The following is a 17,570-nucleotide window of genomic DNA, read 5'->3' on the forward strand; positions in this document are numbered from 1 at the left end:
GCAAAGCCTCCATGAAACCGCTGTTATTTCGTTTGTACTCGTATCCCGCAATAATCAAGCAGAAGCTCGCTGAACATCATGTTGGCCCACGAGAACCATGGACGGCTGAACTGATACGGATCGTCCGCATGGAACCCCTCGTGCATAAAGCCGGTTCCCGCCGTTGTGGCTTCCATCAGGCCGAGCAGTCTTTCCTTCTCGGCACGGTCATCCGTTGTCAGGCCCTGCATCGCCAGCGCGATGTGCCAGATGTAACGGTCCGGGGTATGCGGACTGCCGATTCCGGCTGCCGCTTCGCCTTCGAAGTAATACGGATTGCTGCTGCTTAGCACAAAGTCGCGCGTATTGCGGTAAATCGGATCCTCCTGCGAGGTATAGCCGAGATACGGAATCGACAGAAGGCTTGGTACGTTTGCGTCATCCATAAAATTGTAATTGCCTAGCCCGTCGGTTTCATATGCATAAATTTTTCCAAATTCCGGATGATCGGTAACCGCGTAGGTTTGGATGCCTTGATGAAGCTCCCCTCCAAGCTTAGCCGCTCTTGCCGCAAGCTCCTGATCGCCAAGCACTTCCTCCGCAATTTCCTTCAGATAACCAAGAACGACAACCGCAAACATGTTAGCCGGCACCAGGTAACCGTATGTACAAGCATCATCGCTTGGGCGGAAGCCGCTCCATGTCATGCCGGTATACGCGGTCTCCGTGCCTTTGCCCTCGCGCAGCAGCGTATCCGTCGGCGCGCAATTGAAGCGCTGGAAGCGGTAAGGCGATACGCTCTCATGCTGCTGCTCCGTTGTCCAGAGATTCAGTATCGCATCCGCGGCTTGGCGGAAGGTGTCGCCAAATTGCGAGGTTCTGCCTGTATTCTTCCAGAGCAGGTAGCTGAGCTGCAGCGGGTAGCAAAGCGAATCGATCTCGTATTTGCGTTCCCAGATGGATGGTCCCATCTCCGTCAGATCATCCTGATGTCCTTTGCCGGTTGGCCCGTTGTTGAAGGCATTCGCGTAAGGATCAAGCAGGATCGAATCCATTTGCCTCCGGACTAGACCTTCAATCAGATCGGCCAGCTCGGCATCCTCGGACGCCAGCACCAGGAACGGACGAAGCTGCGCAGCGGAATCGCGAAGCCACATAGCTGGTATATCACCTGTTATAACAAATGTCGTGCCGTCAGGCAGGCGCTGGATCGTCGTTTGCAGCGTATTGTGAATGGCCTTCTCGAATATCGCCGCCCAATTCGGATGATCCGCTGTCTTTTCCTTGATACGCTCCACTAGTCGCGTTAAGGATGCGGGAATTTCTGTCGATTGCGTCATCAGTTTTGTGCCTCCTTGTTTCCTTTGAACGCTTTTTATAAAACGCTTTCATTTGATATTGCTATTATATTGGCATGTATATGGTATGTCAATATGTATTTTTTCGAAAGGTTATACCAACCTTTATACTAATCAACCGGGACTTGCGACGCAAAAGAAAAGAGCCTCCAGACTGGAGGCTCTTCATAGCAATTAATTTCTTTGTTCAACGGGAACATTAACCGGGATCTTGAAATACCAGATATAGAACAGACATAACAGAAACGTGATTCCGTAGGCGACGAGCGGTCTCCTGTGAAAGATCCACAGCAAAGGGAACATAGTGAAGTCAAAAAAGATAGACCAATAGAAACTCCATCCGTACTGGTAGATGATTCGGTCCGTAAGCATAAAGAACCACTCCACCCCTACGTAAACCCCGATGTACCTTAAGTAGTGACCGATGATTTTGCCGGAACGGTCTGGGTAATTCGAGATGAACATTAACGCCGTCGCGGGAAACACAACAAAGGTGTACAGCATTTCGGTCAAGCTATGGTTAGGAAAAAAGTCCGGCTTCAGCTTCCATAGGAAATGGCCCGCCGTCAAAAAGTTATAGAGCAGGTTGCCAATGACAATAAACATCATGGTGTGATGATACCTTTGCCAATGCCGCCAATCCCCGTACCTCCATGCTGCAAGCACGGTAATTACCCCCAGAATCAAATGCACATAAATTGCCCCTCTTTAAAGGTCGAGCTCAGATTAGCTCTTGGAAAATATTGTGCTCTAACCTTGTTTTGTTATTCCTTGTCCGCCATGAAAAAGGACAAATAAAAAAACCTCCGCAAAGGAGGCTTTTTTGTACGCCAAAACTTATGATTGGGCTGGACCTGTCGAGTCGCTGACAACAAGCGAAGCATCCAGCAGAATTTTATTCGGTACGGATTGCCCGGCCCACAGCTTGAGCACGTTCTCGAAAGCAACTCGCCCCATCTCATGCTGATTCTGGCTCAGATGCGTGAACGGATAACGTCCATTGGTCTCCGGGCAGTCAAAGCAGATAATCGAATAGTCCCTAGGCACGGACTTGCCCATTTGCTGCACCGCTTGGAAGGCGATCTGGCCGATGTTGTATTCGGTTGCGAACAATGCCGTAATCTGAGGATGCTTGTTCAGATGGCTGATAATCTTTTGAATATCCTCCTGCTTGTTCTCCTCCGTATTATGCTTCGGAAGCGTAGACGTAATATTCTCCATCCAGACCTCCCGGTCAACAACGATCCCTTTCTCCGCATGGGCTTGAATAAACCCTTCAATCCGTTCCTCAATGGCGGTTGTATCCACTGGCGGAGGCGTCAAAAAGGCGATCGATTTGTGTCCAAGCTCAAACAGATGGTTAGTCCCGTCCTTGGCGGCGCCTACATTGTCCGTGGCAATGGAGCTGGCCGAAATGCCCTTCAAATGGCGGTCGACAAGCACGAACGGGAACTGATTAATGACCAGCTTCAAGATTTCGGCATTGAAGTATTCGCCCTGTGCCGGGAAAATAATAAGTCCGTCCACGCCAAGCTCAAGCAGACCTTTGATCGCCTCCTCTTCGAGGGCAGGCATGCCAAACGTGCGCCGGAGAACCAGGTAGCAGTTATGATGGCGGGATGCTTCCTCCATGCCGTAAATCAGTCCGTTGCCGTAGCTGTCCGCAAAGTCGGTAATCACGAGACCAATCAGCAGCTTGCCGTCTTCCTTGCGCGCTTTCTGGGCTATCGCACCTGCCGCTGCCGGCTGCTTCGGCTGTGGCGCAGGCTGATCCGATACGAAGGAGCCGCGTCCCGGCTGCCGGATAATATAGCCTTCATTAGCCAGAAGCTCCAGTGCCTTCTTGCTCGTAATCCGGCTGACATTGTATTCGTCGCCCAGCTCCTTCTCCGAAGGAACCCGGTCGCCCGGTATATATTTCTTCTCTATAATGTCTTCGCGGAGTGCTTCGAAAATCCGTTCATACATCGGTTTCGATGATTCGTTCATCCTGTTCGTTCCCCCGTCTTCCCTCTGACAAGTGTTTATTATATAACAATATATCATGATATATGTTATTTGCCAAGCTGAATTGACATATCAACTACAGAATAACGACAACACAAAAAGCCTGCGCTCCCGGTCAGGAGTCAGGCTTTCTCAACCTAAACGCATAAGTTACTAGATCGGCATTTCCTTGCCCGTATAATCCACAAAATTGAACTTGCCCTGCGGCACGAGCTGACCTTCGATCATATCCAGAATGCCCCTCGCGCTTTGGCGCGGATCGGTAGGCGCGTTCTCCCCGCCCATGTCCGTCTTCATCCAGCCCGGATGAACGCTAAGCACTTGAATGCCCCGCTCCTTCACGGCGGACAGGAGCTGCTGCGTGAACATATTCAGCGCCGTCTTCGAGATGCCGTACGGGTAATCTCCCGGATAAGCATTCGAGATGCTGCCCGCTTCGGAGGAAATATTGATAATGGTTCCTTGTTTTTCCGTTACTAGCGGAAGAAAATGCTTTGCGACCCGCATTGGCCCAAACAGATTAATATCGAAAGTTTTAGCGACTTCCTCGATATTCAGCTCTTCGATCGGGGTATTGCGTTCTACGAGAATGGCGGCATTATTGACGATTGCGCCAATGGCTTTTCCTTGCTGCTGCAATTTCCCCGCTAACGCGGCGACTCCCGCCTCGTCCGTAACATCCAGCTCCACCAGCTCCAACTGCCCGCCGTATTGCTTGACAAGTTCGGCAAGCTTGCCTTGCGCGGCGGTATCGCGCACGCCAGCAAGAACATGATGCCCGCGCTCCAACGCTTCGGCAGCGATTTCGTAACCCAGACCTCTATTGGACCCCGTAATAAGAATGTTCATAGTGATAACCCCTCCTTAATCTTCCATTCTTTTAACTATAGCATAAACATATGTAAACATACCTTAGCAGATCCTTTGATAATATAAGGAGTTCTATCCTATTTAAAAAGGCTGAACAGATAGTACTGCTCAGCCTTGGCAGGTATCCTGACTAGATCTTTTCAAGCAAATTATCGATCGCTTGCGCGATTTCCGCGCGCGTGCCGTGACGTCCCGGAGCAAATTGCCCGTTGCCGTCCCCCTGCATCAGGCCGGCTGCGCCGGCTTCGGCAATCGCCGTTTTCGCCCATGCGGCAATTAGAGCCTCATCGGCATACAACGTCTTGCCGGCTCCCGCCTCCGATAATTCGCCGCCTGCAAGCTTATAGGCTCTCAGCAGCATGACCGCCAGCTCCTGACGGCTGATCGGAGCGTTCGGATTAAAGCGCCCGGACGAATCTCCTTGAATGAGCCCTGCTTCATAAGCGGCGGCTAATTCCGCCCCATACCAGGCGCCTGCCGGAACATCCTTAAATCCGGCCGCAGAGGATGCAGCGTTTCCGGTCAGATTAAGCGCCCGAACAATCATAGCCATGACTTCCGCCCGGGTTCCCTTCCGTTCCGGAGCAAACTGCTCCTCCGTCACGCCGTTAACGACATGCTTCGCCGACAGCGAAGCAACGGCTTCGTAGAACCAGCTCGAGCTTCCTACATCCATATAACTCTTCTCGTATTCAAATACGGCAAAGGTCCCTGCGGAATTCAAATCAGCTGCACAGCTTCCATTTGAAGCCTTGTATTTGCCGCCCGCATACTTCCACCGACTATTCTCGCGGTCATAGACATACAAACCAAGCAGCTTGCCATTCAGCTTGGGGGCTGGCACTTCTACCTCGAGTCCGGCCTGAAGATCAGACTGAACGGATGTCAGCAGCGTTCCGTCCTTCGCCTTCAAATTCAGCTCAAGCGAATAAACTGTACCCTTCAGCTTCATCACTGCCGGAACGGCAGGCGTTGCGGTGGACGACAGCGGCCTAAGCGCAAACTCCAGATAGGCTCCGGCCGGCGCCGAACCTGCAAGCTTCTTCAGCGTTTCCGGCTTCCACTGCAGCGCAGGGCCGCCGCTTGCCTGAAGCACAAGCTTGTTAGTACCGAGGCTGCCGATAAGCGAAATAGGCAGCTGAACGCGGTCCGTTCCTTTATCCAACGCAATGGCCACTTGGCCGTTTGCCGCGTTCTTCACATCCTGTTCGTTTACGGTACGACTGCCGTCAGACGGCGGTATAACCGCCGTGCCCCCGCCTGAACCCGCACTGCCGTTTAGTTCAAGCTGCTGCACCTGCCCTTGCTTCGGATCGCGGTCTACGACAAGCATCGTCCAATAATCTACTGACGGAACATCAATCGTAATATGATCGCCGTTCCAGTTATAAGTCAGCTCGGTCATAGCGCCTTCCCCACGGTCAGGGGTGGCCGCAAATACCTTCAGCCTCGCGGCTTCCTGCTTGGTGACGCCAACCGCATAATCAACCTTCAAATCGCTTTGCTTCTCCGGCTCGTTCGCCGCATTTCTCCAGTCGGAGTCGTTATTGAGCAAATTAACAAGATGGATAATATCGTAATTTTCGTAACCTTCGTTTGAAGCATTCTTGCGGACGGTATACCAGAGCGTGTTTTCCGAGCCGTGCTTGCTCAACGCCAGTGCCTGTCCTCCTGCGGTCTTAACGCCGATTGAAGCGGCAGAATCAGCCTTGCTGTCGAAGAGCAGGTTCTCGTAAGCCGCGAAAAACTTATAATAATCCTTCATCGCTTCCTTTGTGCTTTCCGTCATCTTCTTGCTGCGGTTCGGGTAATATTCGTGGGCCAGCATGTTTGGCCCCTCCCCGAGCTTCTCAGCCGTGCCCAGCTCGATATGGGTAGCCCCCATGGAAGCCAGCGCCGCATCCATCAACCGTACGGAAGATTCGTCAAAATATCCGGCCGTTACGCCGCGCAGCTGGATCATACCCGGCTCATCGTCCTCTTCCATCTTAAGCGTTACCGTGTGCTGCCCGGCCGTCATATGCGGGATAATTACATACCCGTCGCCGCTGTAACTGTCTTTGTTGTCCGTCCCCGATAATCCCAGCTTCAGAGCGTTTCCGTTTGCATCCTTGGCTCGTAAGCCATCAATGTAGACGGAACGGGTCGTAAAAGCCCCCGGGTTTGAATACGTAAAGATCAGGCTTTGCTCTCCGGACTGCGGAATCGTGACAGGATAAGCAACCTGCTGCCCGACTTCGCTGAAATTCATTACCGTGTCTTTGTATAACGAGAACGGCGTTTCCGTATTCAAGCTTTCCGCTTCGTAGGAGCGTTCCGCGAGACTGCCGCCTCCAGTGGGAATAACCTTCAGCTTATCCAGCTGGATGCCGCTGTCGGTTCCTTCAAGCATCTTGATCACTACCCGGTTTGCGCCCTTCTGAAGCTGTACCCCGCTTAACACGGCATTGCCCCATTCGTCGCTTGCCGTAGGCGCGAAGCTTACCGTCTGCTCTTCTCCGTCCCCGATATAAACCGAGCGGCTTAGCGGCAAAACGTCCGTCCCGTTATTCCGGTAGAGCCAATGCAGATCATAGCTTCCCGCTTCCTCCGCGTTTACGTTGAACGCAAGCCGGTCGTTCTCGTTGTTAAAATCCGAGGCATAGCCAACCACCGGAATGACGCCGCCGCCCGTTACCGCGCTTCCCGTGCTGTATTCGTAACCGCCGGCCAGCAGCCCGCCGACATTCGTATATTGGCCGCTGGATTCCATTCGGAGCGTAATCGTATGATGGCCGGCCGGAACCGCTGCCTCCAGCTCCTTCCGCTGCATCGCGCCGCCCCAGCCGCCCGGCGTTTTCGGGAACAACACCTCTTGCGCGTTCTCCGCAGGCTCGCCGTCTACCAGCACGGACATCGTTGGACTGTTATCGCCATGGTACAGCACCGTAATCTGATCGACGGCTTCTGACAGATTCACCTCGTAAGTAACCGTCTGGCCTTGCTGGCCGAAATTATCCGTCTTGCTCTCGTTGTAGGAAACGCTGTTCGTCTGCGGGATATCGGCATATAACGCCCCGTACTTTTTGTCCCCGACACTCATATACCGCAGCTTGATGCCCAAATCATCCGTAGGCGCCTTCAGCATAACCGTATTGTCGCCGGCCTCCAGGTGAACGGTCGCCATTCCGCTATGCGCAACAAACTTATCCCAAGTGCCGTTGCCCGGGAAAGCAAGACTGCCCTGCGGCTGATCGTTAACGACCAGGTCACGGCTTACCGTCTGCCAATCCGACGCGTAGCTGAAGCCAAGCGGATAATCGCCCGCTTCCGGCACGCGGACGTGGAACTTCAAATAATCGCCTTTTGTATCAAAATAGTAGACGTTGCCGTACTGATCGACGATAGCCGTATCCAGCTTGGCGTCCACCGCTTCGTAACGGTCGTTCACTCCGCTCCCCACCACGTCCAGGCTGGCCAGGTTAAGCCACAGGTTGTTCGTATTAAGCGTCAATTTAACCGTGTTTTCACCGGCTTTAAGCTCCGCCGGCACCGTATATTGCGCGGTTGGATGGCCCCAGCCCGTATTGACCGAGAAAGGAATAACGCCTTCCGCAACCTCGCCGTTTACGGTCAGCTTGCCTTCCGGTCCAACGGTCCCGTTGCCTTGTCCGTAATTCAGGACAAGATTGTAATTCCCTGCTTCCGGAACGGTTACGGTAAAAGTCACCGCGTCGGTATCCTTGCGTCCGAAGTTGCCAACCCATCCGTAAGCCTTCGTTATCCGGGACTGGTAATCGACGGTGGCCGGAACATCCTCCGCTTCCGTTCCTCGGGTTGTTACGCCGGTCGCCTGCTTATAGTTCATGTAGCCGGCAATAACCATCGCTTTACCGCCGTTTGCGGCACGCGTATCCTCCACCACCTTCTGAAGATCGCGGTATTGATTCCGGTCCTGCCAGATTTCGCTGTAATCAAAGTCCGTCTTGGTGGCTGGGTTCGGCACCGCGCTGTATTCCGCATTGCCGCCGACCATATTGAAGGTCACATCGTTGTTATTCGGATTATTGACGGTCAGCGAATCCTTGACCGCGTTAATCAGCTTGCCGTAATCAAGCGAATAATAACGCTTGTTGCCGTTGTAATCATACAAAAAGTCGTTATCGTTCGCTCCCCATTGATCCAGATGAATGCCGTCAAAACCAAAATCGTTTACCGCCCGGTTAAACTCCTTCGTAATAAAAGCCTGCCACTCCGTATTGCCCGGATCCTGCAGGAACAGCGACGTCGGATGGCCGTTCACGTCAAACGTAAATCCGTTCTGGTCCTTCTGCGGGTTGCCCGGATCAAGCGGGAACTGCGCCGACTTGTTGTACAGCCCCCATAACGGGCTGACGCCAAAATCCTCGTAATTCTCCCTCGCGGCATAGTTCATCTCGTAAGCCATCGCGGCAGAGCCGTATTTCTGCGCGGCTGCCACCTGCTGCTTCACCGACATCGGAAATAATTCGCGCCCGAGCAAATCCGTGTAATGCGTATCCGCATCCATCGTTTCCGTTATGAAATTTCCGTTCTCGTCGGTAAGCGGCTTGCCGCTGCTGTCTGTTTTGGAATAGACCGATACATCGTGCCGCCACATCCAGTCGTAGAACTGATAGCCGTTCAAATAGTAGTCCTGGGACAGCTGCTTCAGCTTCGCATCGCTTTGCTCCGCCGTTTCCTTCGGAAACTCCCCGACATAGCCGTACCTCGGGTACTTCTTCCAGTCGCTGGATACATCAATGGCAGCGGTTGCAAAATCATCGTCAGCCGCTCCTTTTACCCAAGCCTTCACCAAATAGCCCGTATAATCCTCCGCCGGCGGCTTCCACTTTACCTGCAGCTCTCCCTGCCCCTGCAGGACGGTAACGGCCTTCGCGCCTTTGGCCACAAGCTTGTTCAACTGATAAATTTCCACATTGAGCTCGCCGCTCCAGGAGCTGTCGTCCTTCAATGCGAAAGTCAGCGTCGCCTCTTCGCCGGGCGTATAGCGGGCCTTATCCACCGTCAGCGAAGTAATCGCTTTCAAGAATTGGCGCTGTTCACTGCTTGTCGTTTCGGCATAAGCCTTCGCCGTATGTTCACCGGCTGCCGCTTCGAATACCGGCACCGCGCCTTGCAAGGCAACTATAGCTGCAAGCGACTGCAGCAAGGTTTTATTCAGCTTGTTCATCGTATCCTCCTAAAATGAAATCATATCGCCGATTAATCTCCTATACGTGTCTGCCGTTCTACATAAGAAGGGTATAACCGCTTTGGATTATACCCTTCGTGTTACTGCTTATTTGCCGTTAGCCGAGCGCCATGCGTCAAGCTGCTTTTGCGCTTCCGCGATGACTTTATCCACGCCTGCCGCTTTTTGCTTCGCCAGCAGCTTCGGCAGATTTTCTTCCGGATCCAGCTGGCCGGACTTCAGTCCGTCAACAAAAGCTTTGTTGGCATTGTCGATGGCGATAATCTCGTTCTTCACCGGTTCCGGATCAAAGATAAAGCCAAACGTGCGGGCCGGACGGCTCGAGACCATCTCGTTAAACTTCTCGTAGTTCTGATATTTGTTAGGGTCTTCGCCTTCGCGGGTGTAGTTCAGCATCTGGTTGCCGATCTGCCACATAATATCGTGATAGAAGCCCGCGTCATTTGTCGTTTTGCCGTCAGGCAGCGCGATTTGGCCGTTCTTCAGCACGTAATGCTTACCCTCTACGCCGAAGTTGAACAGCGTCAGAAGCTTTTGATCCTTAAAGAACAGGTTTAAAAGCATCATGGCACGGGCAGGGTCCTTCGACGTTTTGGAGATGGCCTGCATCGTTGCCGTCATTTTGCCGGTTTGCAGTCTATCGACGTTTAACGGGATTTGGATCATTTCATGGCCGGCTTTAATAGATGCGTTAGGCGCTTTAGCTACCGAGCCGATCTCCATGTCAGCCAGAATCTCCATATCGCCTACTAGGGCAAAAGCTTTGCCCGCCTGGATTTTCTTCCACGCATCAAGTCCCGGAGTCAAAGCGTCCTTATTGATAAAGCCCGCTTTGAACCATTTGTGGGTCAAGTCGGCAAGCTCCTTATAACGAGGCGTTTCAAAAGAATTAATGACGTCAAGGCTATTCGGATCCGTATTTAACGTGTTTACCGCCGCTACGCTCGAGATCGTATCCAGCGTGCCCGACGAATAGTAAGCTTCAAGCGGGAAGCTTGGCGCCGCCAGCGGCGTTACGTCCGGCTCATTATCTTTAATGATTTGAAGCAATGGCTCCAGATCTTCTACTTTGCCGGATTTCAGAGCGGATAAGTCCATGTTGTATTTGTCGACCAGCGCTTTATCGAGATAGACGCCTTGCGAGCCGCCCAGCTCCTGATGCGTATGAATGCCGTACAGCTTGCCGCCGCGTTTTGCGGGCTCGTGGTAATCCTTTTCTACGGCCTCGATATCCGGACCGTACTCGGCAAGCAGATCGTCAAGCGGAAGCAATCCGCCCTTCAATACCTGCTGGTTATAGCCTAACCAGTCGGCCGTGAACAGCAGGTCGAACTTTTCGTTGGACGCCATCATAAGGTTCGTCTTGTCGTTCCAAGCGCCCCAGTCAATCGGATTCAGCTTTACCGTCATATTTAATTCCGGGTACGTTTGCTTCAAATAATCGTTCATTGCGGTCTGCACGCTGGCCAGATCGGCTTGCGGCGCGTCCGGGTACACCATCACGACCTCGTAAGGATCAAGCGCCTTCGCAGCGTTCTTTGCGGGTTCCGCCGAAGTATTCGCCGAGTTCGAAGCCGTACTCTCTTCCTTGTTGCCGTTTGAGGTTTTGTTCGTCGACGAGCATCCCGTTGCGGCAAACACAATCGCAAGGATAAGCGTAAGAAGAACAAGCGAGCTTTGTCTAAACCTTTTCATTAAAGTGACCTCCCCAAAATGATCAAGCTTAAGTTCTGTATACTAAACCGAAGCGTGTTCGGACTTAGCCTTTGACTGCGCCTACCGTCAGCCCTTTGACGAAATACTTCTGCAGGAACGGGAACACGAACACAAGCGGGCCGATCGCCACCATCGCCATCGCCATCCGAATCGATTCCAGCGGCTGCGTCACATTGGCGGTATTGCTGTAGGCCTTGTTCGCGATGCTTTGCAGGAACGAAGCGTTCATCAGCGTTTTGTTAAGAAGATACTGCAAGGAGTACAGCTTCTCGTTATTGATAAACACCAGGCTTGTGAACCAGTCATTCCAGTAGGATACGATGGTGAACAGCCCGATCGTGGCCATAACCGGCAAGGACAGCGGCAAGATAATGCTAAAATACGTCCGGTACTCGCTCGCGCCGTCAATCTTGGCCGACTCGACGAGTGACGGCGGAATGCTGTTCGTAAAGAATGTCCGGATAATAAAGATGTTGAAGCCTCCTATTAACCCCGGAATAATCAGTGCCAGCAGCGTATCCTGCACATGCAGGAATCGGGTATAGACCAGATACCAGGGCAGGAGACCGCCGGAGAACAGCATCGTGAAAAACACATAGAAACTTAGGGCATTCCGATACGGAAACTCAGTTCGGGACAAAGCATAAGCCATGGCTGAAGTAATAAGCAGACTTATTACAACACCGGTAAGCGTAACCGTGATCGTTACCCCGTATGCCCTCGCGATATTCGCTGAATCATGGATCAGGTAACGGTAGGCTTCCCAGTCGAAATGCTGAGGCCAGAACGTGTAGCCATTTCGCGTCAGATCGTTCTCATTGGTCACCGATACCATAAAAACAAGCCAGAACGGGATTAGACAAGACAAACTGAACAAGGTTAAGAACAACAGGATAAACGGGTTTGTGCGATTATTCGTCTTCATGCTTGGCCCCCTAGAACAACGCGTTTTCTTTGCTGAATTTCTTCACGATATAGTTGACCGTAATGACAAGCACAAAGCCAACGACCGATTGAAGAAGACCTGCGGACGATGCGAGCCCCGTATCGCCGGTTACCAGCAAAGCGTTGTAGACGTAGGTATCGATAACCTCGGTTGTTTCCTTCAGCATCCCCGAAGCCATCGTTGCTTGATAGAACAAGCCAAAATCCGCATTAAAGATACGGCCTACCGCAAGCAGCGTCAGAATAATAATGACCGGCGTAATGAGCGGTACGGTAATTCCGGTCATCTGCTTCCATTTGCTCGCCCCGTCAATGCGGGCAGCTTCGTAATACTCCTGGTCGATGCCAACAATCGCGGCCAGATAGACGATGGCGGAGTAGCCGACCGTTTTCCACGTATTTACGATCGTGAGAATATACGGCCAATATTTCGGCTCCGCATACCAGGCAATCGTCTCCTTGCCCATCGGCTCGAGAATCGATTTGTTAATAAAACCAAGCTCCGGATTCAGGAAGCCGTAGACGAGGTAACCAACGATAACCATCGAGACAAAGTTCGGAAGAATGGCGGCACTCTGGAAAAACTTCGACAGCACCTTCCGCCTAACCTCATTGAGCAGAATCGCAAGCAGTACAGCCAATACCGTATTGATGACCAGGAAAGCGACATTGTACAAAATCGTGTGCTTAATGATCATCCATGCGTCATTGGAGGCAAACAGAAACTTGAAGTTCTGCAGTCCTACCCAATCGCTGCCCCATACGCCCTTCGTATAGTTCAGATCCTTGAACGCCAGGAAGATGCCGAACATCGGAAGATAGTTATTGATAAATAGCATGATAATCCCCGGTATCGCGAGAATAACCAAGGCGCGATGCTTCAGCAGCCGTCGCAGCACGGGCATGTGTTTCACCTTCTTGTTGTTTGTATGTCCTAAGTATACGGCCGCCCGGCAGACCCCCCTACCGTTTTTGTAACCTCAGTCTAGTCGTTTTGTGACATTGCGGTATTCTTGCGGATTAATTCCGTATTGCTTCTTAAACATCTTCGTAAAATGCGAAAAATTCGAGTAGCCCACCTGCTGCGCTATTGCGCTGACCGTCATTCCCGTCGTATCGAGCAGCTGTCTGGCTCTTGCCATCTTCGTCTCGATGAGGTAATCAATCAGGTTCTGCCCGGTCTCCTTCTTGAACAGGCGGGACAAATATGCCGGATTCAAACCGACATGAGCGGCGACATCCTCGCGGGAGATGTCCTCCTCCACGTTCTCTTTTATATATTGAACCGACTTCTGCACGACGCTGTCGCTCTCTAATGCAGTAAAGGCCGCATCCATAACGGCAGAGACGATATTTTCCGCCCAATGCCTGTATTGGGACAAGCTGCGGATTTGAGCCGAAGCCCAAAGCGGGAAGTTTGGCACCTGGCTTGGATTAATCCCTTTTACATGCATAAAGCCGTATACCACCTGCAACGTGTCCAGATGGAATGTCTCAAGCTGGTTCTGATGAATTTGACCTGCTTCCAGCTTATCCACGCTCCGGTTAATCAAGGAAATCACCTTGTCCCGTTCCTTGTTCAGCATATAGGACGACCATTCCGTTACATTGATATTGTCTGGCACAAGCAGCGGCGCGGACGCACCGCCTTGAGGCACATACATAATAACCGACTGCGATTCCTTGACGTTATGACGCTCCTTGTCCTTCAAACCTTCGCATAGCCCGGACACTTCCTGCAGGCTGACGAACTTCCCGATATAGCAGGTGATCTGGCAGTAGAAATAGGTTCGGCATACTTCGATAAACCGTTTGGCGGTCTCCGTCCAGCTGCCCGCGGACCGGGCGGCGCCTGCCGTGTAAATCATCGCGAACATCACGCCGCTCCGGTCCGTTATCACATCCCCGGCGCAGCCCGGGAGAAACAGCTCTCCGGCAGCTTTTTTCACCGCGTACTCCATAATCTCCTGATCCCGCGCATCAAGCGGCTTATGCCATTCCTCGATGCTGATCAGAATCGGCATGACTCTGCCGTCTGCTTGCAGCTCGATTTGGGCATCCTTCAGCCCTCGCTCAAGGAAGTCGCCAAACGACAGCTGGCGCCTAGACAACAGATCCTGCCAGAAGCGTTCGGTGAGCAGAGGCTGCTGTTTGCGCCACAGCTCCGCGTATTTGCGGTACTCGGCATGATGCTGTACGCTCTCTTCCTTCTCTCTAACAGCCTGCAGCATTAAGGAGACCGCCTGCACCAGCTCCTCGCCGTCCACCGGCTTCAGCAAATAATCAAAGCTGCCAAGGTTAACCGCCTGCTTGGCGTAAGTAAACTCCGAATGGCAGGTAAGAAACAGCGACTCGGTATGCGGGGAATGCTCCTTCACCCAGCGGACCAGCGACAATCCGTCCTCATCGGGCATCTCGATATCGCAAACCAGTATATCGATGCGGTGCTCCTTCATGATTTGTCTTGCGGCATCGGCGTGATTGGCGGTAAACACGGCTTTAATGCCCAGCGTAGACCAATCATTACATTCGCAAATGCCATCCACCGCAAATTTCTCGTCATCAACGACCAGCATCTGCGCCATGTTCATCCCGCTCCTTCATATGATCGATAGGTAAAGTCATCCGTATGGCTAATCCTTTTGGTTCGTTTGGCAGGAAGCTGATCCGGGCCAGGCTGCCGTAACGCATCGCTGCCCGCTTCTTCACATTCCAGATACCGATATGATTATCGTCCGAGGAGGGCTTGTATTGGTCCGATGCCAGCTCGTTCATCCGCTCATCGCTTAAGCCTTTGCCGTTATCCTTTACTTCGATATGCATCAATCCGGAATTCTCAGCGTCCCGTAAGGCCGTAATTTGAAGCAGGAACGGCTCCCCTTTTACGCTCATGCCGTGAATCATCGCATTTTCCGCAAACGGCTGTACGAGCAGCGAAGGTATACGGGCTTCCAGAAGCTCCTCCGCACACCGGATCTCGAAGTCGAAGGTATCCTGATACCGCATCTTCTGAATTTCCAAATAGTTGCGGATATGCTCAAGCTCCTGCGACAGCGTGATCGTATCCCGGCTTGTTCCAAGCATAAACCGGAAATAGCCGACCATATGGCGAACCGTCTTCTTCACCAGCTCGTATCTCTTCAAATCCGCCAGCTGAAAAATAATGTTCATCGTATTGAGGAAAAAATGCGGATTGATCTGCGTCTGCAGATGCTTCAGCTCCGCCTTCTGCGCGTTCAGCCGCTCCTCGTACACGTCGATCTTCAGGTCCTTGATCTCGTCCATCATGTTGTTAAAGGTATGGTTAATAATCGCGAATTCGGTAATCGGCGAATCCGGCAGCTTCATCTCCATATCCCCGTCCTTCACGCGCCGGATGGTGCCAAGCAGCTGAAGAATCGGATTCAGGATAATGCGCCGGAATACAAAGAGATAGACAAGCAAAATAATCAGGACAAACAGCGGAAGCAAATTAATAATCGTCTGGAATTGTTTCAGCCCTTTCAAGAGATCCGAATACGGCAGAACAACGGCCATGCTGATCCCGCTGAGCGGCGATTTGCTTGTAATGATAAACAACTTCCTGCCCCCGTCCGAATAAGAGAAGGACGTATTCCTTGCCAGCTTATCGGCCGGAAGCCGGAAATCCTTGCTTAAGCTGCCTGACGGCTCGGACAGAATCATGCCGTCTTCCCCGGCAAACAGCACGTCACCGCTCGTACGCACATCCTGAAGAGGCAGCTTTAACGTATTCATGCTTATCAAGGCGCCGATATAAGCGTTATTGGTCGTATCATCGCTGACAACCCTGTGCAAATAATAATCCTGGCCAATCTTGACGGCCTTCCATTGATACAGAAGCGGATGCAGCACTTCGGTGTTATTAAGCGTCTGAGTAATCCAGCTGCTGACCTGGTCATGGTCGGTGCCCGAGATGACATTGGTTGTCGCCAGGACGTTGTTGGGCTTCGAATACACATAGAACATGTCTACCGTATGGTAATAGGAGCGGTAGGCCGAGTTCCTCTGAATCAGCTCCATCTGGGCAAAATAGTATTCGGAGTCCGACAGCCCAGTCTGTCCGAACTTCTGAAAGTTCTCGTCATGGTCCACGTTGTAGACCATATTCGTCGTAATGTCGTCCAAGCTCCGGTCGATCATATTCAGATTGGAATTCACCAGATTCTGATAGGAATTCGCTACCTGCATGAGCACGACATCCTGCGCGTAGTGACCGGCCGCAAACAGAATAAGCAGGAGCGGCAGAGTGACGGCCGAGAACAGCATGATAAACCGCGAGCTTAGCTTTTTCGTTTTTTTCATGGATTTCCCAAACATGGTGGAACCTCCCGTACCCAATCTAAGAGCAGAAAATGCGTGGCAGACCTCTTGCATTGGCCCGCCACGCATTTTCTGTTTTATGCACGCAAATCCTTGACCGTCTGCCTTTCCACAATCTCATGCGGAACAATAAGGCTCGGGACGATCTTTCCCGTTTCAATCATCGTAATAACCTTGTCGGCCGCATCTCGGCCTAACTGAAGCAACGGCTGCCCAACTGTCGTCAGCGCCGGGTAAACCATCCTCGACAGCCGGATATTATCGTAGCCGATCACGGATAAATCTTCAGGCACCCGGATGCCTTTCTCCATAGCGGCATTCATGGCTCCAACGGCCATTTCGTCGCTTGCGGCAAATACGGCCGTTATCCCGCGCTCGTGCTCCAGCAGCGTCTCCATCGCCGCTTTGCCGCTGTCATAATGGAAATCACCGTAAGCAACCCGCGAGCCGCGGAACGGAATTCCTTTGTCATGCAAGGCATCCTTATAGCCCTGCAGTCTTGGTATACCCGCTATCGGATCCTCCGCCGTACCGGCGATCATCGCGATATCCTTATGTCCCTTGTCGATCAGATAACTTACCGCATCGTACGAGGCTTGCCGGTCATCGACCTTCACAAACGGAACCTTCGTATCCTCATTCTCGGAGGAGACGAGCACAATCGGCACCTGCATCGTATCCAGCATCTGCTTGTATTCATGCTTAAGCACTTCGCTTGCAAAAATAATGCCGTCGATTTGCCGTTCCCGAAGCACCTGCAGATACTTCATCGTCCGGTTCCCGTCTACCGCCGTATTGCATACAAGCACGCTGTAGCCCCGCTCCAGCGCATACTCTTCGATCCCCTGCAGAACCGCCGATGCGAACTCGCTCGCAACAGCGGGGAACATCACCCCAATCGTCTGGGTGCGCCTGTTGTTCAGGTAACGCGCTATGGCGTTTGGATGATAGCCCATATCCTCTATTGTCTTAATCACCTTTTGCTTGGTTTTATCGGAGTAGCCTGATAGTCCGTTTAGAACCCTGGAAACAGTGGCGATTGATACATTGGCTTCTCTAGCAACATCTCTGATTGTCGGTATCATAGACCATCCATCTCATTCCATGAAGTATTGCCCCGTCCATTTTACGTAACCGGTTAC

At 52.2% G+C, this 17,570-nt stretch carries 11 protein-coding genes; all 11 read right to left on the minus strand.

Going from position 1 to position 17,570, the window contains the following annotated elements; genetic code table 11:
• Nucleotides 1–23 precede the first annotated feature (23 nt).
• Nucleotides 24–1,319 carry a glycoside hydrolase family 125 protein gene (locus PJDR2_RS25325; RefSeq protein ID WP_015846585.1) on the minus strand — a complete coding sequence of 432 codons (1,296 nt, stop codon included), beginning with the start codon at nucleotides 1,317–1,319 and terminating at the stop codon, nucleotides 24–26.
• 192 nt (nucleotides 1,320–1,511) lie between these two features.
• Complete coding sequence (locus tag PJDR2_RS25330; RefSeq protein WP_015846586.1) at nucleotides 1,512–2,030, minus strand: CBO0543 family protein; 519 nt, start codon at nucleotides 2,028–2,030, stop codon at nucleotides 1,512–1,514.
• 144 nt (nucleotides 2,031–2,174) lie between these two features.
• Nucleotides 2,175–3,326 (minus strand): GntR family transcriptional regulator, encoded by a 1,152-nt coding sequence (locus PJDR2_RS25335; protein ID WP_015846587.1) that lies wholly within the window; start codon nucleotides 3,324–3,326, stop codon nucleotides 2,175–2,177.
• A gap of 171 nt (nucleotides 3,327–3,497) precedes the next feature.
• Complete coding sequence (locus PJDR2_RS25340; protein ID WP_015846588.1) at nucleotides 3,498–4,193, minus strand: SDR family oxidoreductase; 696 nt, start codon at nucleotides 4,191–4,193, stop codon at nucleotides 3,498–3,500.
• A 151-nt stretch (nucleotides 4,194–4,344) separates the two neighbouring features.
• The gene (locus tag PJDR2_RS25345) at nucleotides 4,345–9,405 is read right to left on the minus strand and encodes a glycoside hydrolase family 66 protein (protein WP_015846589.1); all 5,061 of its coding nucleotides are present in this window, start codon (nucleotides 9,403–9,405) and stop codon (nucleotides 4,345–4,347) included.
• Between the two features lie 108 nt (nucleotides 9,406–9,513).
• The gene (locus PJDR2_RS25350; RefSeq protein ID WP_015846590.1) at nucleotides 9,514–11,121 is read right to left on the minus strand and encodes an ABC transporter substrate-binding protein; all 1,608 of its coding nucleotides are present in this window, start codon (nucleotides 11,119–11,121) and stop codon (nucleotides 9,514–9,516) included.
• Nucleotides 11,122–11,185: 64 nt separating this feature from the next.
• A complete protein-coding gene (locus PJDR2_RS25355; RefSeq protein ID WP_015846591.1) occupies nucleotides 11,186–12,067 on the minus strand; it encodes a carbohydrate ABC transporter permease in 882 nt (293 codons plus the stop codon).
• Between the two features lie 10 nt (nucleotides 12,068–12,077).
• Complete coding sequence (locus tag PJDR2_RS25360) at nucleotides 12,078–12,992, minus strand: ABC transporter permease (RefSeq protein WP_015846592.1); 915 nt, start codon at nucleotides 12,990–12,992, stop codon at nucleotides 12,078–12,080.
• Nucleotides 12,993–13,067: 75 nt separating this feature from the next.
• On the minus strand, nucleotides 13,068–14,672 hold the full coding sequence (locus tag PJDR2_RS25365; RefSeq protein ID WP_015846593.1) for a response regulator transcription factor: 1,605 nt from the start codon (nucleotides 14,670–14,672) through the stop codon (nucleotides 13,068–13,070).
• Nucleotides 14,650–16,425, minus strand: coding sequence for a histidine kinase (locus PJDR2_RS25370; protein ID WP_015846594.1), 1,776 nt, complete (start codon nucleotides 16,423–16,425; stop codon nucleotides 14,650–14,652). Before PJDR2_RS25370 ends, PJDR2_RS25365 begins: the two co-directional genes overlap by 23 nt.
• 80 nt (nucleotides 16,426–16,505) lie before the next feature.
• Nucleotides 16,506–17,513 carry a LacI family DNA-binding transcriptional regulator gene (locus PJDR2_RS25375; RefSeq protein WP_015846595.1) on the minus strand — a complete coding sequence of 336 codons (1,008 nt, stop codon included), beginning with the start codon at nucleotides 17,511–17,513 and terminating at the stop codon, nucleotides 16,506–16,508.
• Nucleotides 17,514–17,570: the final 57 nt, after the last annotated feature.

Source organism: Paenibacillus sp. JDR-2, from assembly GCF_000023585.1.
Taxonomy (GTDB): domain Bacteria; phylum Bacillota; class Bacilli; order Paenibacillales; family Paenibacillaceae; genus Pristimantibacillus.